The 19,833-nt window shown below is 59.6% G+C and carries 24 protein-coding genes and 1 riboswitch; of the genes, 18 read left to right on the top strand and 6 right to left on the bottom strand.

All coding sequences use genetic code 11. The annotated features are described in order from the left end of the window. Positions 1-44: 44 nt before the first annotated feature. The 3 genes from nfsA to AB5Y53_RS00765 all read left to right on the top strand — a co-directional run bounded on the left by nfsA (position 45) and on the right by AB5Y53_RS00765 (position 2,236). Complete coding sequence (gene nfsA / locus AB5Y53_RS00775; RefSeq protein WP_010675008.1) at positions 45-770, top strand: oxygen-insensitive NADPH nitroreductase; 726 nt, start codon at positions 45-47, stop codon at positions 768-770. A 153-nt stretch (positions 771-923) separates the two neighbouring features. Then, complete coding sequence (locus tag AB5Y53_RS00770) at positions 924-1,688, top strand: hypothetical protein (protein WP_010675007.1); 765 nt, start codon at positions 924-926, stop codon at positions 1,686-1,688. Further along, positions 1,682-2,236 carry a VOC family protein gene (locus tag AB5Y53_RS00765; protein WP_368180962.1) on the top strand — a complete coding sequence of 185 codons (555 nt, stop codon included), beginning with the start codon at positions 1,682-1,684 and terminating at the stop codon, positions 2,234-2,236. Before AB5Y53_RS00770 ends, AB5Y53_RS00765 begins: the two co-directional genes overlap by 7 nt. Here AB5Y53_RS00765 and AB5Y53_RS00760 read toward each other — a convergent pair. Beyond that, a complete protein-coding gene (locus AB5Y53_RS00760) occupies positions 2,221-3,474 on the bottom strand; it encodes an MFS transporter (RefSeq protein ID WP_201888260.1) in 1,254 nt (417 codons plus the stop codon). The genes AB5Y53_RS00765 and AB5Y53_RS00760 overlap by 16 nt on opposite strands. A gap of 93 nt (positions 3,475-3,567) precedes the next feature. Between AB5Y53_RS00760 and AB5Y53_RS00755 the strand changes: the two genes are divergently transcribed. Then, entirely contained in the window at positions 3,568-4,470 is a 903-nt protein-coding gene (locus AB5Y53_RS00755) for a LysR family transcriptional regulator (RefSeq protein ID WP_368180961.1), read from the top strand. Between the two features lie 66 nt (positions 4,471-4,536). Here AB5Y53_RS00755 and ribA read toward each other — a convergent pair whose 3' ends face one another. Beyond that, on the bottom strand, positions 4,537-5,130 hold the full coding sequence (ribA, locus tag AB5Y53_RS00750) for a GTP cyclohydrolase II (RefSeq protein ID WP_368180960.1): 594 nt from the start codon (positions 5,128-5,130) through the stop codon (positions 4,537-4,539). Positions 5,131-5,393: 263 nt separating this feature from the next. Here ribA and cmk point away from each other — a divergent pair, with 263 nt between their 5' ends. The 6 genes from cmk (at position 5,394) to pyrF (ending at position 10,664) form a co-directional block, all read left to right on the top strand. After that, positions 5,394-6,086 (top strand): (d)CMP kinase, encoded by a 693-nt coding sequence (gene cmk / locus AB5Y53_RS00745; protein WP_041215039.1) that lies wholly within the window; start codon positions 5,394-5,396, stop codon positions 6,084-6,086. Positions 6,087-6,179: 93 nt separating this feature from the next. Beyond that, positions 6,180-7,850 carry a 30S ribosomal protein S1 gene (rpsA, locus tag AB5Y53_RS00740; RefSeq protein ID WP_010675001.1) on the top strand — a complete coding sequence of 557 codons (1,671 nt, stop codon included), beginning with the start codon at positions 6,180-6,182 and terminating at the stop codon, positions 7,848-7,850. 92 nt (positions 7,851-7,942) lie between these two features. Continuing rightward, positions 7,943-8,227, top strand: a complete 285-nt coding sequence (ihfB, locus tag AB5Y53_RS00735) for an integration host factor subunit beta (RefSeq protein WP_005299934.1) — start codon at positions 7,943-7,945, stop codon at positions 8,225-8,227. A 156-nt stretch (positions 8,228-8,383) separates the two neighbouring features. Beyond that, positions 8,384-8,668 carry a LapA family protein gene (locus AB5Y53_RS00730; protein WP_010675000.1) on the top strand — a complete coding sequence of 95 codons (285 nt, stop codon included), beginning with the start codon at positions 8,384-8,386 and terminating at the stop codon, positions 8,666-8,668. Between the two features lie 9 nt (positions 8,669-8,677). Then, entirely contained in the window at positions 8,678-9,844 is a 1,167-nt protein-coding gene (lapB, locus tag AB5Y53_RS00725) for a lipopolysaccharide assembly protein LapB (protein WP_010674999.1), read from the top strand. 121 nt (positions 9,845-9,965) lie between these two features. Next, positions 9,966-10,664, top strand: coding sequence for an orotidine-5'-phosphate decarboxylase (gene pyrF / locus AB5Y53_RS00720; RefSeq protein WP_045524468.1), 699 nt, complete (start codon positions 9,966-9,968; stop codon positions 10,662-10,664). Between the two features lie 86 nt (positions 10,665-10,750). On the opposite strand, the gene rrtA is transcribed toward pyrF, so the two are convergent. Then, positions 10,751-11,329, bottom strand: a complete 579-nt coding sequence (gene rrtA / locus AB5Y53_RS00715) for a rhombosortase (protein ID WP_223931729.1) — start codon at positions 11,327-11,329, stop codon at positions 10,751-10,753. Here rrtA and AB5Y53_RS00710 point away from each other — a divergent pair. The 5 genes from AB5Y53_RS00710 (at position 11,295) to AB5Y53_RS00690 (ending at position 14,203) form a co-directional block, all read left to right on the top strand. Further along, positions 11,295-11,948, top strand: coding sequence for a tRNA-uridine aminocarboxypropyltransferase (locus AB5Y53_RS00710; RefSeq protein WP_174722086.1), 654 nt, complete (start codon positions 11,295-11,297; stop codon positions 11,946-11,948). The two genes, rrtA and AB5Y53_RS00710, sit on opposite strands and share 35 nt — an antisense overlap. A 22-nt stretch (positions 11,949-11,970) precedes the next feature. Further along, positions 11,971-12,678 carry a 7-cyano-7-deazaguanine synthase QueC gene (queC, locus tag AB5Y53_RS00705; protein WP_368180959.1) on the top strand — a complete coding sequence of 236 codons (708 nt, stop codon included), beginning with the start codon at positions 11,971-11,973 and terminating at the stop codon, positions 12,676-12,678. Positions 12,679-12,739: 61 nt separating this feature from the next. Further along, positions 12,740-13,411 (top strand): 7-carboxy-7-deazaguanine synthase QueE, encoded by a 672-nt coding sequence (gene queE / locus AB5Y53_RS00700; protein ID WP_010674994.1) that lies wholly within the window; start codon positions 12,740-12,742, stop codon positions 13,409-13,411. Position 13,412: 1 nt separating this feature from the next. Beyond that, on the top strand, positions 13,413-13,643 hold the full coding sequence (locus tag AB5Y53_RS00695) for a DUF3820 family protein (protein WP_128273344.1): 231 nt from the start codon (positions 13,413-13,415) through the stop codon (positions 13,641-13,643). Continuing rightward, a complete protein-coding gene (locus tag AB5Y53_RS00690; protein ID WP_223920400.1) occupies positions 13,640-14,203 on the top strand; it encodes a cob(I)yrinic acid a,c-diamide adenosyltransferase in 564 nt (187 codons plus the stop codon). Before AB5Y53_RS00695 ends, AB5Y53_RS00690 begins: the two co-directional genes overlap by 4 nt. A gap of 79 nt (positions 14,204-14,282) precedes the next feature. Here the strand turns inward: AB5Y53_RS00690 and AB5Y53_RS00685 are convergent, their stop codons facing one another. Further along, positions 14,283-14,681, bottom strand: a complete 399-nt coding sequence (locus AB5Y53_RS00685) for an H-NS family nucleoid-associated regulatory protein (protein ID WP_041215041.1) — start codon at positions 14,679-14,681, stop codon at positions 14,283-14,285. Between the two features lie 317 nt (positions 14,682-14,998). Beyond that, a riboswitch (Lysine riboswitch) is annotated at positions 14,999-15,170 on the top strand. Positions 15,171-15,257: 87 nt separating this feature from the next. On the opposite strand from AB5Y53_RS00685, the gene AB5Y53_RS00680 reads away from it, so the two are divergent. Further along, the gene (locus AB5Y53_RS00680) at positions 15,258-16,838 is read left to right on the top strand and encodes a Na+/H+ antiporter NhaC family protein (RefSeq protein WP_041211545.1); all 1,581 of its coding nucleotides are present in this window, start codon (positions 15,258-15,260) and stop codon (positions 16,836-16,838) included. A gap of 85 nt (positions 16,839-16,923) precedes the next feature. After that, positions 16,924-17,505 carry a thymidine kinase gene (locus AB5Y53_RS00675; protein WP_010674989.1) on the top strand — a complete coding sequence of 194 codons (582 nt, stop codon included), beginning with the start codon at positions 16,924-16,926 and terminating at the stop codon, positions 17,503-17,505. 70 nt (positions 17,506-17,575) lie between these two features. Here the strand turns inward: AB5Y53_RS00675 and AB5Y53_RS00670 are convergent, their stop codons facing one another. Further along, positions 17,576-18,913, bottom strand: coding sequence for a flavohemoglobin expression-modulating QEGLA motif protein (locus tag AB5Y53_RS00670; protein ID WP_368180958.1), 1,338 nt, complete (start codon positions 18,911-18,913; stop codon positions 17,576-17,578). A 155-nt stretch (positions 18,914-19,068) separates the two neighbouring features. On the opposite strand from AB5Y53_RS00670, the gene AB5Y53_RS00665 reads away from it, so the two are divergent. After that, positions 19,069-19,524, top strand: a complete 456-nt coding sequence (locus AB5Y53_RS00665) for a YbjN domain-containing protein (RefSeq protein ID WP_191967297.1) — start codon at positions 19,069-19,071, stop codon at positions 19,522-19,524. Positions 19,525-19,609: 85 nt separating this feature from the next. On the opposite strand, the gene AB5Y53_RS00660 is transcribed toward AB5Y53_RS00665, so the two are convergent. Then, positions 19,610-19,833 (bottom strand): hypothetical protein (locus AB5Y53_RS00660; RefSeq protein ID WP_368180957.1); only part of this gene is annotated, 224 nt, incomplete at its 5' end.

Below are 19,833 nucleotides of genomic sequence, written 5' to 3'. Positions count from 1 at the left end.
CCCGCTTTTTTTGGGTAGAGTGTGACCTTCATCCCGGAGGTACCATGAACCCGACCATCGATCTCATTCTTTCCCATCGCTCCATTCGCCAGTTCACCCCAGAGCCCGTCAGCGCAGAGCAGCTGGATCAGATCCTGAGCGCCGCTCAGAGCGCCGCGAGCTCCAGCTTCCTCCAGGCCAACAGCATCATCCGGGTCACCGACAAGGGGCTGCGGGCCACCCTGGCGGAGCTGGCCGGCCATCAGGCCTATGTGGTCGAGGCGGCGGAGTTTCTGGTGTTTTGCGCCGACTACCATCGTCACAGCCAGATAGTGCCGGAGGCCCGCACCGGCTTCGTGGAGCAACTCATGATCGGGGCCATCGACGGCGCCCTGATGGCGCAAAATGCCTTGCTGGCGGCCCAGTCACTTGGGCTGGGTGGGGTCTATATCGGCGGCATTCGCAACAATCCGGCCGAGGTGAGCGAGGTGCTGGGTCTGCCCCATCAGGTGATCCCGCTGTTTGGCCTCTGCCTGGGTCATCCCGCCCAGCGGCCGGAGCAAAAACCGCGGCTGCCCCGGGCGCTGGTGGTGCACGAGAACCGCTATCCTGCCACCCTGGACCGCGCCCTGCTGGCCCGGTACGACGGGCAGATCCACGACTACTACCAGGCCCGCAGCAGCAACAACAAGGATCAGACCTGGAGCGGGCAGATCAGGGGGATCCTGGGCAAGGAGGCGAGGCCCTTCATGCTGGGATTCCTGCAGTCGAAGGGTTTTTGTCTCAAGTAATGGGGGCGGCGGGCGATATGGAGCATGACGCACCGGATGCGGTCACCGCCTGCGAGCGTTCTTGTGAGGCAATACGGGATCTGGGCGCTACCCTATGAGGCTAAGCTGTTGTAGGATCTCGCAATTGGATTGGGACTGGAGTGTGAACACCCTATGATTTTAACCCTGATATTGCTGTCAATCGGCGCACTCCTATTTCTGGTCATCGCCTATAACGTGGTGCAGCAATACAAGCAGAAGGCCGAATCGGACAAGCGCCAGGCCATTGCCCGTCACAAGGCGGTGGCAGACGAGACCGAAGAGGTGTTGCTGAACGTCAACCTGGTGCCCTTTTCCAAAAACATGGTGCTGCTGTTGCAACACCGGATCCTGGATGCCTACCGCGCCATCGCGCTGGTGATGCCCAATGCGCAGGTCAAGCAGCGTATCGCCGACGTCCAGCTCCAGATCAAGAACGTGCAGGAGAACTACAGCAGCCAGGACGAGGGACATTTCAAGACGCCGGAGTCCGACCGCCAGGCCATCCAGATGCTGCAACTGGCCAAGAAGATGCGGGCCGTGCTGCGGGTCGAGCACAACAAGGGCAAGATAGATCCCCAGGGCTTTGCCCAGGAGGATCGCCGCCTCGAGCTGATGCAGCTCAAGATCAACATCGCCAACCTGCTCAAGCGGGCCATGGATGCCCAGATCCAGGGGCAGTACGGCACCTGCCGCCAGCTCTACACCAAGGGGCTGGGGGCGCTGGCCAATGTCACCGACAAGGATCCCTACCTGCTGGCGCGGGAAGAGGACATGCGTCAGGGGATGCGCCAGCTGGAAGAACACCTGCAGCAGCACAGCGAGAAGGAGCTGCAAAACATCAAGGACAAAGAGACGGACGAACTGGACGTCCTGTTCCAACCCAAGAAGAAATGGTGATCATGTCACATCCACTGGATTCCACACTGGGGCCCATGGCCCCATTTGTTTGCCAACTGCTCACGGAAATGCGTGCCGTCATGGGAGTCAATGACTCCCCCGTGGTGGATCACCTCTGCTACCGCGCCGCCACCCTGCCGGAATATCTGGAGTTGAAAGCGGTGCTGGCCGCCCACGGAGTCTTGCTGGTGGAGGGGATGATAGGCGGTCGTCCCATCGCCACCTATCGCCTGCACCAGCCCGTCTGCTGGGAGCAGGTGACCGTCCCCTGCATCGAACTGGCCGCCCCCAAGGCGGGCCGAAGCCATCAGGCCGGGCTCGAACATATCGAGCTGGTGGTGCCCTCGCTCACGGCCTTGGTGGCGACGCATCCCGATGTCCCCTTCAAGACCGGCAACATCGATGACGGACGCAATCCGGATATAGGATTGATGCTGCCCTCTGGGCAGATCAAGTTTCATCTGCGCCCGCTTGAGGAGGTGATAGACGAAGAGCTCTGTACCGGCGCCGTGGTGCCGGTACCGGCGGACTATTATGACGGTCTGTGAGGGGAGGGCCCGTTGACGGGAGCCTGACCCTGTGGCGTCAACGTACAAGCGGGCGCCACACGTCCTTTCAAGTGACCGAGCCAGAGGCTCAACCCCGCGGTGATCATCAACACCAGCTCGATGCCGAGCACCAGACCCCAGAGCCCCCCCTGCTCCCAGAAGGGATGCAGATAAAGCCCGCCCAGACTGGCTCCCAGGTAGTACCCCACCAGATAGAGCGACGAGGCGAGCGCCCGGTTGTGCTCCACGTGCTGGCCGACCCAGGCGCTGGCACAGGCGTGGGCGAGGAAGAAGCCGAAGCTCGAGACAAGCAATCCCCCGATGATGGCGACAAGGCTCCCCTGCAACAGGGCCAGGCTGCCGAGTGCCATCAAGGTTATTCCCGCCAGCAGCAGACGATGTGCTCCCCAGCGATGGGCCCCGCGGCCGCTCAGTGAAGAGGCGACGGTGCCGGTGAGGTAGGTCAGAAACAGCATGCCGAGCCACTGGGTCGGCAGGGAGAAGGGGGCCTTGGCCAGCAGGAAGGTGAGATAGCTGTACTGGTTCAGGAAGACCATGAAGTTGAGGCCGCCGATGAGATAGGCCCCCACCAGCAAGGGGTTGCCAAGGTGGCTCTGGATGGCGCGGCGCAGTTGCCCAGGCGCTGCCTCCACGGCCACGAAGCAGCGCTGGGCGGGCAGCAGCCAGATAACCAGTGGCAGCAGGGCGAGGCTGATGATCCCGATACCGAGGAAGGTGTGCTGCCAGTCACCAAACCAGCCAGCCAGCAGACCGCCGACCACCCGGCCCGCGATGCCCCCCAGGGAGTTGGCCGCGATATAGACGCCGACGGCTACGATGAGGGCACGTTTGCTGAACTCTTCCCCCATGTAGGCAATGGCGGTGGCGGGCAACCCTGCCAGCAGGACGCCTTGCAGGATGCGCAGGCTCACCAGCACATCAAAGTGGGTGACCCAGGGGATGCACAGGGAGAGCAGGATGGCGGCCGCCAGGGTCCACAGCATGATCCGCCGCCGTCCGAACCGATCAGCCAGACGGGCACAGACGAGCAGGGAGCCTGCAAGCCCTGCGGTGCAGCCTGCAAGCGTCCAGCTGGCGGACAGGGCGCTGACCGAGAAAACCTCTGCCAGGAGCGGCAGCAGAGGATGGGTCTGGTAGAGATTGAGGAATACCAGGAAGGAGCCCAGGCTGAGAGCCAGGGTGGCGCGTATCCATTCGCGACTGCCTACTTCGATCATATGGAGTTGTCCCGACGACTTTTGTGCAGGGTAGTGCGACGAAACGTATAAATATAATATATTTAAGTTATTACCCTGATAAATGAAATTGATATGGATCTGAAACAGCTCGGATACCTGCTGGCGGTGCGCGATGCCGGTTCCTTCACCAGGGCGGCCCAGGGGCTGAACGTGGCCCAGCCTGCTGTCAGCATGGCCATCGCCAAGCTGGAGCAGCAGCTCGATCTGCGGCTGTTTGACCGACAGGATCGCAGCGTGCGTCTCACCCCGGAGGGAGAGGTCCTCTGTCGCCACGCCGAACGGCTGCTGCGCCAGATGCACCAGGCCGAGGCCGAGATGGCCGAGCTCAAGGGGCTGGAGCGGGGGGAGGTGCGCATCGGCATCCCCTACATGATGGGATCCTATTACTTCCCGCCAATCCTGATGGCGTTCAAGCATCGCTACCCCGGTTTGAAGATCCGGGTGGAGGAGGCGGGCACCCGGGAGCTGCTCAGCCGCATGGTGGATGGCAGTCTGGATCTCGCCATCCTCATCACCAGCGATCTGCCACCGGCCCTCGAGGGGGCGCAGCTGCTGCGGGAAGAGATGCTGATGGTGGTGGGGGAGGAGCACCCCCTGCGTGGCGCTGAGGCGGTCTCGCTGCCACAGTTCTTCGGCCAGGAGCTCGCCATGTTCCGGCGAGGCTTCTACCACAGGGAACACATGGAGGTGTTGGCGCAGGGGCTGGGGGTAGAGCCTGACATCGCGTTCGAAAGCAATCTCATCCCGCTGCTCAAGGCGGTGGTGCGTCAGGGATTCGCCGTGACCACCTTCCTGCGCATGGCGCTGGAAGAGGAGCCGGGCCTCACCGGCATCCCTTTTTCACCCCCCATCTTCCTGGATCTCTGCGTAGCCTGGCGACGGGGGGATCCGCTCTCCATGGCGAACCGGGCATTGCGGGATTTTTTGCTGTCACAAAGGGATATTTCTCACCATTGCGCTACAAATACTGAATGATTGAGTGGTATCACCAATAAAAACGCCTCCAATCTGGAGGCGTATGCTGACATGGTGGATGCAGCCTTATTTCTTGAACAGGTGATCCAGCTTGTTTGCCTTGGTGGAGAGATAAAACTCGTTGTGGGGATTGCGACCTTCCTGAAGGGGCACGCGCTCCGCCACCGGGATGCCAAAGGATTCCATCGCCTTCAACTTGCGCGGGTTGTTGGTCATCAGGCGCAGGGACTTGACCTTGAGCGCCTTGAGCATGTCGGCACAGATGGTGTAGTCGCGCATGTCGGCGGCAAAGCCAAGCGCCACGTTGGCCTCCACGGTATCGGCCCCCTGATCCTGCAGATGATAGGCCCGGATCTTGTTGAGCAAGCCGATGCCTCGCCCTTCCTGACGGACATACAGCAGGACGCCGCGGCCCGCCTTGGCGATGTTTTCCAGCGCGGCCTGCAATTGGAAGCCGCAGTCACAACGCAGACTGAACAGGGCATCCCCGGTCAGACACTCGGAATGAATGCGTCCCAGCACGGGTTCGCCGTCTGCGATATCGCCCATCACCAGCGCGGCATGATCCTTGCCCGTGCCGGTTTCCTGAAAACCAACCAGCGTGAAAGTGCCCCAGGGGGTCGGCAACTTGGATTTGGCCACGAGGGTAACGCTGCTCATATGGTTGCTCCTGACTACAGCTGCTTAAAAAAGGGCGGCCAGTTTAGCGCGCATTGTTCGGAACAACCATCAGAACAAAACCTTGCGTGAGAAGTGGGTTAACCCGATTGGTCAGAATAGGTGCAATCACGACGACTTTTGCGCAATTGTGTGCCCTGACAACTGCCAGCGACGGCGCATTCGGGTATAATCGGCGCCCATTAACCCATCCCGACAGGGATGTGTGCAACCAGTCAAGATGCCGAGTGCGCAGGAGAAACGTTATGGCTCAGATGGCCCCCGTGATGACTATTGATGGCCCAAGTGGAGCAGGAAAAGGCACCTTGTGCCAGTTGCTGGCTGAAAAACTGGGCTGGCACCTGCTCGATTCCGGTGCCATCTACCGGGTGCTCTCCCTGGCAGCCCTGCATCACGATGTGGAGCTCGATTCCGAAGCCGCATTGGTTCCCCTGGCCGCCAATCTGGATGTGCAATTCCAGGTAGAAGGGGAGCTGGTCAAGGTGATCCTCGAAGGGGAGGATGTTTCCCGCACCATTCGTACTGAAGAAGTGGGCAACGCGGCCAGCAAAATCGCGGCGTTTCCCCGGGTACGTGAAGCCCTGCTGCGCCGTCAGCGAGCTTTTCGCCAAGCCCCCGGTCTCATCGCCGACGGTCGCGACATGGGCACAGTGGTTTTCCCCGAGGCGGATGTGAAGATTTTCCTCGACGCCAGCGCCGAGGAGCGGGCCCAGCGCCGCTATAAGCAGTTGCAAGATAAGGGCTTTGATGTTAACTTTGAGCGTCTTTTAACCGAGATTCGGGAACGTGACGATCGCGACAGAAATCGCGCCGTCGCTCCCCTGAAACCCGCGGAAGATGCTCTTGTTGTAGACTCAACGTCCATGACCATAGATGAAGTGCTGGCAACGGTGCTTGCCTATGCAGAGCAACAACTTGGTGATGTCAGCGCAAACTGATGTCAGTCGTCTGCACCAAGGATGGCGCAGATAATTTAAAACAACCCCGCTTGTGCCGGATTGCAAGTGGATGTTTCATTTGTGACATAAACAATGATCGAATCTTTTGCTCAACTCTTTGAAGAGTCCCTGAACGCCGTTGAAACCCGTCAAGGTTCCATCGTCAAGGGCACTGTCGTTGCTATCGAGAACGGTTTCGTACTGGTTGATGCCGGTCTGAAATCCGAGTCTGCTATCCCGGCTGAAGAATTCAAGAACGCCATGGGCGAGCTGGAAATCAACGTAGGTGACTCCGTTGACGTGGCTCTGGACTCTATCGAAGATGGTTTCGGCGAAACCAAGCTGTCCCGCGAAAAAGCCAAGCGCCACGAAGCCTGGCTGCAGCTTGAAAAAGCTTACGAAGAGCAAGCTACCGTTATCGGTATCATCAACGGCAAGGTCAAGGGTGGTTTCACCGTTGAGCTGAACGGCATCCGTGCCTTCCTGCCGGGTTCTCTGGTTGACGTGCGTCCGATCCGTGACACCGCTCACCTGGAAAACAAAGAACTCGAGTTCAAAGTCATCAAGCTGGACCAGAAGCGCAACAACGTTGTGGTTTCCCGTCGTGCCGTGATCGAGACCGAGAACACCTCCGAGCGTGAAAGCCTGCTGGCCAACCTGCAAGAAGGTCAAGAAGTTAAGGGTATCGTCAAGAACCTGACCGACTACGGTGCATTCGTAGATCTGGGCGGTGTTGACGGCCTGCTGCACATCACCGACATGGCGTGGAAGCGCGTTAAGCATCCTTCCGAAATCGTCAACGTTGGCGACGAGATCGCTGTCAAGGTTCTGAAGTTCGACCGCGAGCGTACCCGTGTATCCCTGGGCCTGAAGCAGCTGGGCGAAGATCCCTGGGTTGCTATCGCCAAGCGTTACCCGGAGACCACCCGTCTGTCTGGCCGCGTGACCAACCTGACTGACTACGGCTGCTTCGTTGAAATCGAAGAAGGCGTGGAAGGCCTGGTACACGTATCCGAGATGGATTGGACCAACAAGAACATCCACCCGTCCAAGGTTGTCAACGTTGGCGACGTGGTTGACGTGATGGTTCTGGACATCGACGAAGAGCGTCGTCGTATCTCCCTGGGTCTGAAGCAGTGCAAATCCAACCCGTGGCAGCTGTTTGCCGAAACTCACGCCAAGGGCGACCGTGTTTCCGGCAAGATCAAGTCCATCACTGACTTCGGTATCTTCATCGGTCTGGATGGCGGCATCGACGGCCTGGTTCACCTGTCTGACATCTCCTGGAACAACCAGGGCGAAGAAGCCGTGCGTGAATTCAAGAAGGGCGACGAAATCGAAGCCGTTGTTCTGCAAGTGGACCCGGAGCGTGAGCGCATCTCCCTGGGCGTCAAGCAGATCGAAGAAGACCCGTTCAATAAGTACCTGTCTGACAACAAGAAAGGTGCTATTGTGAAGGGCAAGGTTACCGAGGTTGATGCCAAGGGTGCCGTGATCGAACTGGCTGACGGCGTAGAAGGCTACCTGCGTGCCTCCGACGCTGCTCGTGACCGCGTAGAAGACGCCACTCTGGTGCTGTCTGTTGGTGACGAAGTTGAAGCCAAATTCATGGGCGTTGATCGCAAGAACCGCACCGTGAGCCTGTCTGTCCGTGCCAAGGACGAGGCTGACGAGCGTGTTGCCATCGACAGCCTGAACCAACAAGAAGAAGTTGTGTTCAGCAATGCCATGATGGAAGCGTTCAAAGCCGCCAAGGGTGAGTAATCCTTGATGCAAGAAAAGGGCGGCATTGCGCCGCCCTTTTTTATCTTGGCAAAATGATTATTGCATGTGATCGGGGAAGGAGATTTAACCTTATGACCAAATCAGATCTCATCGAACAACTGGCAGCCAGCCGCATGCATATGCCGGCCAAGGATGTCGAAGCCGCTATCAAGGAGATCCTTGAGCAGATGGCATCGACCTTGCAAAACGGCGACCGGATTGAAATCCGAGGATTTGGCAGTTTCTCGCTGCACTATCGTGCGCCCCGCGTGGGTCGCAACCCCAAGACCGGGGACAAGGTTGAACTGACCGGGAAATATGTCCCGCACTTCAAACCTGGCAAAGAGTTGCGCGAACGCGTCAACATCATCGAATAATGCAGAAAACGGCATACCTGAGTATGCCTTTTTCATTTTTATGTTCTGGAGTCTGCCCGTTGTCGGGTTTCTCACACTCTTTTCCCATTCGCGCTAGAGTCTGCCTGTGATTTTAAGGATAATCAGTCACTCATTCGCTACAGACAGGGAGCTCCCATGAAGCGTATCTTGGCCCTCATTCCACTGGTGCTGGTGTTTGTCCTGACCCTTGCCATCGGTTCTCAAAATGGTCAGCTGGTGCAGTTCAACTACTTGATCGCCCAGGGGGAGTTCTCGCTCTCCATGTTGCTGGGGTTCTTCTTCGCCGGCGGCTTTCTGCTGGGCTGGCTGGTGTTTGGCCTGCTGTTCCTGCGTCTCAAACTGCAAAATCGCACCCTGAACCGAACCATGCGTCGTCAATCTCGCGAGTTGGAGCTTGCCCGGTCGACAACCAAGGAATAATGTCCCTCGATGCTTGAACTGCTTTTCCTGCTGTTGCCCATCGCCGCCGGTTATGGCTGGTACATGGGCCGCAGGAGTGTTCGCCAGGACACCCAGCAACAGAGTAACCAGTTTTCCCGCCAGTACGTGGCGGGCCTCAACTATTTGCTCTCTGACGAGTCGGACAAGGCGGTGGATCTCTTTATCCAGCTGCTGGAAGTCGACAGCGAAACCATCGAAACCCACCTCTCCCTCGGCAACCTGTTCCGTCAACGGGGCGAGGTCGATCGCGCCATCAAGATCCACCAGAACCTGGTCGCCCGTCAGCTGACCCGTGAGCAGCGTCAGCTTGCCTTGCAGGAGCTGGCCCGTGACTTTCTGGCTGCCGGCTTGCTCGATCGGGCCGAAGCACTCTGGAAAGAGCTGTGTGATGACAGCGATTTCGAAGAGACGGCTCTGGCACAGCTCCTGATCATTCATCAGCAGTTGCGTGACTGGGACAATGCCATCGCCGTGGCGGTGCGTCTGCAGAAATTCCAGGGCAAGAAGCTGGCCGAACCCATTTCCCACTTCTATTGCGAGCAGGCGGAGAGTGCCTTGCGCGATGGTGACAAGCCTGCGGGCATCGCCAAGCTCAAGCGTGCGCTCGGTGCCCACCCGGCCTGTGCCCGCGCCAGCTTGCGGCTGGCCGATCTGGCGATGGAGGAGGGCAGGTTCGAGGATGCGGCCAAGGAGCTCCTGCGGGTGTTCGAGCAGGACATCGACTTTGCCTCCGAAGCCATGCCAAAACTGCTCGAATGCTATCGCCAGCTTGGTCGCAGCCAGGAGCTGATCCCGCTGCTTGAAAAAGCGGTAGAGGATCATGCGGGGGTCAGCGTGACCCTGGCGCTGGCCAATCTGGTGGAGGCCCGCGATGGGTTGAGTCAGGCCCGGGCCCTGGTGCTGCGCCAACTGCGTCGCCACCCCTCCATGAAGGGCTTTTATCAGCTGGTCGGTTTCCAGTTGGCCAGTGCCGAGGAGGGGCCTGCCAAGGAGAGCCTGGAGCTGCTGCAACAGCTGGTCGGCGAGCAGATCAAGATCAAGTCGACCCACAAGTGCCGTCAGTGCGGTTTTGCCACCCATTCGCTGTTCTGGCAATGCCCTTCCTGCCGGCAGTGGGGCACCATCAAGCCGATCCGAGGGCTGGATGGGGAGTAAACGCCAGCGAGGCCAACACGCCCGGGCGAGCACGGATACCCAAGAATTTCAGATGCCAGCGTGCAACCGGGCCCCGGCTCTGCTGCGCCTGGCTGTGGCATAACAATCCATAGGAAGTGACATGCAAGACCCCAAAGTACTGGTCGCGCTGGATTATCAGCACGAAGCCGACGCCTTTGCCTTCATTGAGCAGATCTCACCGGCCCAGTGCCGCCTCAAGGTAGGCAAGGAGATGTTTACCCTGTTTGGTCCCCAGTTCGTTCGCCAACTGGTGGCCAAGGGGTTCGACGTCTTCCTGGATCTGAAATTTCACGATATTCCCAACACCGTCGCAAAGGCGGTGGCGGCCAGTGCGGAGCTGGGCGTCTGGATGGTGAATGTCCATGCCAGCGGTGGCGAACGCATGATGCGTGCCGCCAGAGAGGCGTTGCTGCCATACGGCGACAAGGCGCCCCTGCTCATCGGGGTAACCGTGCTGACCAGCATGGAGCAGTCCGACATGGTGCCCCTGGGTCTGGATGTGACGCCGGCAGAACAGGTGATCCGCCTGGCCACCCTTGCCAAGACGGCCGGGCTGGATGGTGTGGTCTGCTCCGCGGAAGAGGCGAGTGTGCTGAAGGGGCTGCTGGGAGCCGAATTCAAGCTGGTGACGCCGGGCATTCGTCCGAGCGGATCGGCTGCCGGTGATCAGCGCCGCGTCATGACGCCGCTGGCAGCGGTGGAGGCGGGGGCGGATTATCTGGTGATCGGCCGTCCTATCACCCAGTCCTCGGATCCCGCCGCCGTGCTTGGGGCGATCAATGCCGAGCTTTGCCGGTAACGGCGTCATGGGCGAATGAGCGCAGGCCGGATCCCAGATCCGGCCTGCTGCATTTTGGCCGTGGGCTGGCCTTGCCTATGGGGAGCTCAGGAGTGGACGGCCTGGGCGTCCAGACGAATGGGGAAGAAACCGAGCAGCAGGCCGGCGAGAGCGCCGATGAAGTGTGACTCGATGTGTACCCTGGCACCGATCAAGGCGGAGACAGGGCTCTCGCCGGCACTGTAAAAGTCCACACCGAGCTTGATGGCGACGCCCGCCAGCATCAGCCAGCCGGAGTGACGGCGAAAGCGGATGTCCTGCATGGCACCCCATACGAACAAGCCGTGCAGCAGGCCGGAGAGTCCCATGTACCACTGGGTTTGCGGGCAGCCCCACCAGATGCCGAGTCCGACCGCCGTTCCCAGCAGCAGCAACAGCACGGGCAGGCGCCATCCCGTCAGGTACTCCTGAAACAGGCTGTAGAGCACGGCCAGACCGCTCAGGTTGAGCAGCAGGTGCCATCCATTGGTGTGTGCCAGATTGCCTGTTATGATGCGCCACCCTTCGCCCTGGGCGATCAGGTCGCGATCGAAGGCGAGCTGATGATTTGGCACGGTGAAAAAGAGCAAGGCAGTGACGAGCGAAAGCGCGATGACCCAGAGCAGACCCGATTTTCCTGACAACATGAAGCAGCCCAACGACAAAGAGAGCCGATACTGTACACGCTGTACCCGGGCCCTCAAAGCGTGCCTGTGCGATTATATTCAGCGGGTGCCGAACCTGGCTGCGCTTCATATCCTGCAACACCCTGCCGAAGTAGGTCACCCCAAGGGGACGGCGGCGTTGCTGGCGGCGTCCCTGACCGATGTGCGCATCCATGTGGGGGAGGACTTTTCCGACGACGAAGGGCTCAATGCCCTGCTTGCCGACCCCGCTGTCCAGTGCTACGTGCTGTGGCCCGATGAGGAGGCCCTGACCCTGATAGAGGCAAGGGAGCATCTCCTGAGGCGTGGGCGCACCGTGCGAGCACACTTCATCCTCCTCGATGGCACCTGGCGCAAAGCCTATCGCATGTTGCACAGCTCGCCTGCACTGCTCGGGTTGCCGCGGATCACCCTCGGCGCCATTGCCGGGCAATATTCCATTCGCAAGAAGCCCTTTGAGGAGGCACTGTCCACCCTGGAAGCGGGCTACCATCTGTTGTCCCGGTGGGAAGGAGAGCCTGAGCGCTTCGCCCCGCTGATGACCCTGTTTACCCATTTGAACCGGCAGTGGCATGACTTTGCACAAGGCCGCCGCCGTTGAGTTGCCCAGAGGAGTGAAAAACATGAAAAAAGCCGTCGTGGTCTTCAGTGGCGGGCAGGACAGCACCACCTGTCTGGTGCAGGCACAGGCCCGCTATGACGAAGTGCATGCCATCACCTTCGATTACGGCCAGCGCCACCGGGCGGAGATTGACACCGCCCGCCATCTGGCGACGGCGCTCGGGATCGCCGCCCACAAGGTAATGGATGTGACCATGCTCGGGGAGCTGGCCATCTCTGCGTTGACCCGGGACGAGATCCCGGTGAGCTTCGAGCTTCAGGAGAACGGCCTGCCCAACACCTTCGTGCCGGGACGCAACATCCTGTTCCTGACCCTGGCGGCCATCTATGCCTATCAGGTGGGCGCTGAAGCGGTGATCACCGGGGTGTGCGAGACTGACTTTTCAGGCTATCCCGATTGCCGCGACGACTTCGTCAAGGCGCTCAATCAGGCGGTCTCCCTGGGGCTGGATCGCCCCATCCGCTTCGAAACCCCCCTGATGTGGCTCGACAAGGCCGAAACCTGGGCGCTGGCGGATTATTACGGTCACCTCGATACCGTGCGTCACCAGACGCTCACTTGCTACAACGGTGTCCAGGGAGATGGTTGCGGGGCCTGTCCGGCCTGCGAGCTGCGTCGCCGTGGCCTGGATCACTTTCTGGCTGACAAGACCGGCATCCGTGCCAGACTTTACGAGAAGAGCGGACTGGGCGAGAAAAGCGGATCCTGAGCCTGTGCCTAGCCCGGGTTTGGGGTATAATCCGCCCCTTTTGCAGCAAGTCGTGACCAAGATGCACTACCCAATCAACGAGATCTTCCAGACCATCCAGGGGGAGGGGGTATTTACCGGCCTGCCCGCCATCTTCGTTCGCCTTCAGGGCTGCCCGGTGGGCTGCCCCTGGTGCGATACCCGCCACACCTGGGTGGTGGACCCCGAGCGTGAGGTGGCCCCTGGCGAGGTGCTCGATCGTTCCAATGAGTCCGACGGCTGGAGCAAGATGAGCACGGAAGATATCCTGGCCAGCTTTACCCGGCTAGGTTACCGAGCCCGTCACGTGGTGTTGACCGGTGGTGAGCCCTGCCTCTACGACTTGCGCGAGCTCTCTTCGGCCCTGGTGGCATCGGGTTATCAGGTGCAGATCGAAACCAGCGGGACCAGCGAGGTGCTGACCCATGAGCAGACCTGGGTGACTGTTTCCCCCAAGATCGGCATGAAGGGTGGGTTGCCGGTGCTGGTCTCTGCCCTCGAGCGGGCCAACGAGATCAAGCATCCGGTGGCCACCGAGCATCATATCGAGGAGCTGGATGCCCTGCTGGCCACCGCCCGGCTGCGCCCCGATGTGATGATTGCGCTGCAACCCATCAGCCAGAAAGCCAGGGCCACGGAGCTGGCCATGGCGACCTGCATCGCCCGCAACTGGCGACTCTCCATCCAGACCCATAAATACCTGAATATCGATTGATATGGATGGACTCAGTGATGAGCGCATCTTGCTGACGCTGGCCAGCAAGATGCCTTACGGAAAATACAAGGGGCGGCGCATCATCGATATTCCCGAACCCTATCTGGTATGGATGGCGCGAAGCGGTTTTCCGGCCGGTATCCTGGGCCAGTCTCTGGCACTGGCCTACGAGATAAAGCTCAATGGACTCGAGTCCATGATTATTCCCATTATTAACAGGATGTCAGAATGAGAATATATACAAGGCAAGGGGACAAGGGGCTCACGCGACTGGCCGATGGCACTTCCCTGGCCAAAGACGATAAACGTGTCGAGACCTATGGCGCCATCGACGAGCTGAATTCCCAAATAGGCTTGTTGATGGCTGAAATACCCGCCGGGGAGAGTACACTTCTGGCCGATCTCATATTGTTGCAGCAGGAGCTGTTTGATCTGGGCGGGGAGCTGGCATTTTCCAGTGAATCGCAAACGGATGCGCTGTGGCAGGTGAACGAGGCTTGGACGAACAGGCTCGAGCAACAGATCGATGCCTACAGTGCCGGGTTGCCGGTGCTGCGCAATTTTATTTTGCCGAGCGGTTCGCGGGCGGCGGCCCAGGCACATGTGGTGCGTACCCTGACCCGTCGCTGCGAGCGCCTGCTGCTTGGGTTGAGCCGCGTAGAGCGGGTAAATCCGGCCGTTTTGCCCTATCTCAACCGGCTGAGCGACTGGTTTTTCACCATCGCCCGATACTTGCTGGTATCGTCAGGCACCCCGGAGATCCTTTGGGTCAAGGCGGCTGACAGAGGCTGACAACCGCTCGAAGCGGCAATAAAAAAACCTCGCCTTGCGAGGTTTTTTTATTGCTGTGGAAAGGGGCCTGATATTGCAGTCAGATGGCAAAGGCTTCCACGGATTTGCCTTCGGCAACGGCCTTGGCAATGACCGAGGGCATGCGGCCCTGACCGGTCCAGGTTTTTTCCACGCCATTGTCCAGATAACGATATTTGGCGGGGCGGGGCGCACGTTTGCTGACCTTGGTATTCTCGGGCACCACGGTGTTGACCAATTCGGCGGGATCGATCCCTGCGGCCTTCAGCATTTCGGCATATTCGGCAATTTTCTTTTGATGCTCTTCACGGGCCTGGCGTTCGGCGGATTCATCTTGCCGACGTTCATCGACGATGGCGGAGAGCTTTTCCAAGCCTTCTTCCAGTTGTTCCAGCGTCAAATCGCGGCAAGCTGCACGCAGGCTACGGATATTCAACAGCACTTTCAGAAATTCGTTCATATTGGCTACCACGCGAGCAAAATATTAAGGGAAAAACTGGTTTTTCGATAATTTATAGGGGTATTTGGCACCAAGTCAAGCCTGCCAAAATAATTAATTAGGCTGATAAATTAAGTCTTGAAATAGATATGAAGGATATTTTTATCCGTTTGACGGGCCAACATCTTCGAATGGGTTCATGTCAGATGAAAATATCGCCAGCGGAGTCTTTGATGAACCATTTGACTACCTTTACAGATATGGGGGCCACAGAAACCTTGAAATTTAATCAAAAAACTTGCTATCACCCGGCGGCTCGATAAAATGTGCCGCGAATACCTTTAAGTAGAGGCGCGCTGCCTATGAGTAACCGAGCGGAGGGTGATGCCTGCGATGCTCGATGAAAGGAGTCGGCGCCGAAGTGACCAGGCCATCATACCGGGTTGCTGGTTCTGCATCTAATAGGTGCAGGACTGCCATAGTCATCCACTATGGAGCGCTACCTGAAGGGGCTGAGGAGTATACCCTCCCCATGGGTTTTGTTTCTTTGATCCTCTCGGTAGATCTCCACCTGTTGTCTTTAGGTGCAAAGAGATCATGGACATCGTTCATTACGCCGACTCCGGTTGGTCCGTCGTTCCCCCCCTGCTGGCCGTTGCGCTGGCGATCATCACCCGCCGCGTCCTGGTGTCGCTGGGGGTGGGCATAGTCGCAGGCAGCCTGCTGCTCAACCAGTTCTCTCCCCTTGCGTCCCTGCATTACATGCTCGATACCGTGCTCAGGATCTTCTGGGTCGACGGTGCGCTCAATCGTGACAACGTCAACATGATCCTCTTCATGTTGCTGCTGGGCGGCCTCATCAGTCTGATGAGCGTCTCCGGTGCGACCCGGGCGTTTGCCGAGTGGGCGGAGCGCCGCGCCAAGACCCGCAAGGGTGCCAAGTCCCTGACCGGTCTGATGGTGTTCGCCTTCTTCATCGACGACTTCTTCCACAGCTTGTCGGTGGGGGCCATCTGCCGTCCGGTGACCGATCGCTTCCAGATCTCCCGCGCCAAGCTGGCCTATCTGCTGGACTCCACCGCCGCGCCGGTCTGCGTGCTGATGCCGATCTCCTCCTGGGGGGCCTACATCATCGCCCTCGTCGGCGGCATCATGGCGGCTCATGGTCTGACCGACCAGAGCCCCATCTCCGCCTTCGTCGAAATGATCCCCATGAACCTCTATGCGGTGTTCACCCTGATCATGGTGCTGGTGGTGATCGCCTTCCAGCTCGACATCGGCCCCATGCGCCAGCATGAGCAGTGGGCACTGGAGGGCAAGCTGTGGGACGAGTCCAAGGGGCGCCCCATCGGGCTCGACATGGAGAGCCCGGAGGAGAGCAATGGCGGCATGATTGACATGGTGCTGCCCATCCTGACCCTGACCCTGGCCACCGTCTATTTCATGATTGACTCCGGGGCTGCGGTGCTGGCCGACAAGGGGCTGCCGTTCAGCGTGCTCGGCTCCTTCGAGAACACCAATGTCGGCTCCTCCCTGGTCTATGGTGCCCTGTGCAGCCTGGTGGTCTCCATCGGTCTGGCCATGCGCCTCAAGCTCGGGGCAAGCAACTGGATGAAAGCGGCTCCGCAGGGGATCATGGCCATGCTGCCCGCCATCAACATCCTGCTGTTCGCCTGGACCATCGGCGCCGTGGTGCGCGATGTGGAAACCGGCAAATACTTGGCCTCCCTGGCCAATGGCAATCTACCGGTGGAAGTGCTGCCCGCCGTGGTCTTCGTGCTCTCCTGCGCCATGGCGTTTGCCACCGGCACCAGCTGGGGTACCTTCGGCATCATGCTGCCGCTGGCCGGCGACATGGCGGCCGCCAGCGACATCAGTCTGATGCTGCCCATGCTGGCCGCCGTACTGGCAGGGTCCGTGTTCGGGGATCACAGCTCCCCCATCTCCAGCACCAGCATCCTGTCTGCCACCGGGGCCGGTTGCCATCACATTGATCACGTGATGACCCAGCTGCCCTATGCCCTGGCCATCGCCTTTGGCGCTGCGCTCGGCTACCTGGTGATGGGGCTGATGCACTCCGCGCTGGCCGGTTTCACCGTGAGCGGGCTCTGGTTCCTGATCTTCTCCGGTTACCATTTGCGCAAAGCCCGGGCGTATAGCGCCGTGGCAGTTGCATAAGAGAACAAGGGGCCTGCGGGCCCCTTGGTTTTGGCAGGGGCTTTGGTTAGCATGCGCCCCATCACTCCCGTTTCGGAACCCCATCATGGCTTCACTGCACTACAAATTTGCCACCATGAACTCAGGCAAATCGACCCAGCTCATCCAGGCCCACTTCAACTATCTGGAGCGTGGCATGTATCCGCTGGCCATGACGCCCGCCATCGACGATCGCTTCGGTGCCGGCGTCATCAGTGCCAGGGTCGGTCTTGAGCTGAAAGTGGAGGTGTTCAGCGACAGCTGCGATCTCTTCGAGATGGTCAAGGCGCGCCACGCAAAGCGGCACATCGATGTCTTCATCGTTGACGAGGCGCAGTTCCTGACCCGTGAGCAGGTCTACCAGCTCGCCCGCATCGTCGACGAGCAGGACATTCCGGTGATTGCCTATGGTCTCAAGACCGATTTTCGCGGCGAACTGTTTCCCGGCTCCTACCACCTGCTCTGTCTGGCGGACAAGTTCGAGGAGCTAAAAAGCATCTGCTGGTGCGGCAACAAGGCCCACATGAACTCGCGGGTCAACGAGGCGGGGCAGGTGATGCGCGACGGTGAGCAGGTGGAGATCGGCGGCAACGATCGCTATGTGTCGCTCTGCCGCAAGCACTATCTGGAAGGGCGGGCCTTCAAGTAACCCGTGGCTGGCTCGTGCAGCCTGGACACCAAAGAGGGCGCCCATCTGGCGTCCTCTTTGTCTATGGGAGTCAGTCGATCTCGATGTCGACAGGGGCGATGATGGGGTCGGCCGCCGGCAGGCGGTGGAAGAGCTGGCGAAAATGCTGTTGTACCCGGCCTATGTCCACCAGGGACATGCCGGAGGCGAAGCCGAACCAGACGTAGAGCCCGGTGAGGTCGCGAAACATGGGAGGGAGGTAGCGGGGGGCGTCGATGAGCCCCTCCAGATAGTGCTGATAGAGCACGGGGATGTCGTCCAGGGTCACCTTGCCGACGAACAGCATGGGCAGGATCTCCGGCACCCCCTCCAGCACGGCGCTGCGAATGAAGTTCACCGTCTCCACATAGCCCTTCACATAGGAGAGATCCTTGGTAAAGCAGGCGCCCCCCTCGACCATGCCTCCGCGAAACACCCGCTGGGTGATCTTGTAGGCGTCGTGCTCGCTGGCCCCCTTGGCCACGAAGTGGCGGAACACCTCGATGAAATCGGCGCCACGCTCCGCCATGTCGATGGCCATGACCCGATCCGAGATGCGCTTGGCCCTGTCCGGGAAGGAGCTGAACGTGAGGGTCTCGATGAGTACTGCCAACCCCTCCTGACAGGCGGTGATGCGGGGCGAGCCGGCGCCGAGCCAGGTGGCGTAAGATTGCTGGCGGCCGTTGAGGGTGGTGCCGACGTGAACCCAGCCTTCGTGTACCTCCAGCACCTGCAGATCGAGCTCCGAGAAACGGGCGTGGGAGTTGAGCTTGATGTAATCCCCCCCGGCGGCGGCATCGGAGACAATGCCATCGCTGAGCTTGACCTGGACTGTGCCGTCGCTGAAGTAGCTCGACAGCTTGCCTTGCAACCTCGCCACCGCGGCTTCCCCCTCGAACTCCTTGGGGTAGGGGCGCACCAGGTGGCTGGCGCCGGGCAGGGAGAAGATGTCGCACAATCTGGCCCCCAGCTCCTTCAGGGTCTTGCGATCCCCGCGCAGGTGATCGCTTGCCGAGCCGTAGAGCCGCTGGCTGTAGCGCTGAAAGTCCGGCTGTCCGCGCTGGCGCAGCATCTCGATGACCACCATGTACTGATCCACCGTCTCTTGCAGGATCCGGCCGAGATCGTCCTGGGGGCCGAGGCGCCGGCGGATCCTGTCCCTCAGCTCCTTGAGCTCAAGGTACTTGTTGCGGGGATCGAACCCCAGAGGGAGGGATTCATAGAAGTGCCTGTCGATGGCGGGCAGTGCCTTGCCGCCACTTGCCAGAAAGTCGCTTTGCAGGTGACGGGGCCATTTGATGGCATCCAGGATGCGGATGGGTTTTTGCAGGGCGAGCAGTTCATCCGAGAGGGATTTGAGGTGCAGGCGATACTTTTCTTGGATGGTCATCGGGCTCTTTGGAGGCGAGTGCGCTACGAGAATGGCTGAGTATAGGCACAGGGCCTGTCAAAAAGAAGCGAGACGACGGGGATCCGGCCTGTGTGCTTTTGGTTGTCTGAAAATTGGTTTAGACTGCGCCCCTTGATCTCTACCGTGTCGTGAAAATGATGAATATCCCCAGCTCTGAAATGATAATGCGTTGGTTGCAACAGGCCCGGATCGAGCACTATGTGTGCGATCAGTGTCATGGCATCCACATGGTCTCCCTGCAGTCCGTCGAGGGCATCCAGGAGAGCCGGATCTTCGTGGAAGAGGAAGGGCTGCTGTTCTCATCCGAGCTGGAGGTGCGCCCCTCATCGCTACTGCCCCTGGTGGCCGAACTGGGTCGTCTCAACATGCAATATCCGTCCCTCAAGGTGTTCCTCGACATCATCGATGACAACCTGCCACGCCTCGTTGTGGGTCACACCGTCTTTACCAAGGCGGGTCTCACCGTCGAGCAGTTCCTGCTGTTCGTTGAAAGTACCACGGCAGCCACCCATGAAGTGGTTTCCGAATGTGAACGCCTTGGCTTCCTCAATCTGCCGGAAATCCAGGTCTCACCGGAATCCGTTCACTGACCTCAGCACCTGAACTGTGCGTTTAATGTGCGAACGGTTCGCTGCGGCTAAAAAGCCGTTGACGGCGGCGGGGCTTTCCCCTAAATTACGCCCCGTTCCAGCGCAACGGCGCAGCGAACACCGTGTTGGCTGAACACGTTAAACCACAGACAAAATTTGGTGCGGTATCCGAGAGGCTGCCCACCGACGAAGTCGGCAAGATGCAGGCGCAGTGTGCTCCGAAAGCCACTTCAAGCAGTAAAAATTTGGTGAGGTGTCCGAGTGGCTGAAGGAGCACGCCTGGAAAGTGTGTATACGGCAACGTATCGA

The sequence above is a fragment of the Aeromonas sp. R7-5 genome (genome assembly GCF_040908015.1).
Lineage (GTDB): Bacteria > Pseudomonadota > Gammaproteobacteria > Enterobacterales > Aeromonadaceae > Aeromonas > Aeromonas caviae.
The sequence above is the reverse complement of the archived record's forward strand: the minus strand, read 5'-3'. Positions and strand labels throughout refer to the sequence as shown.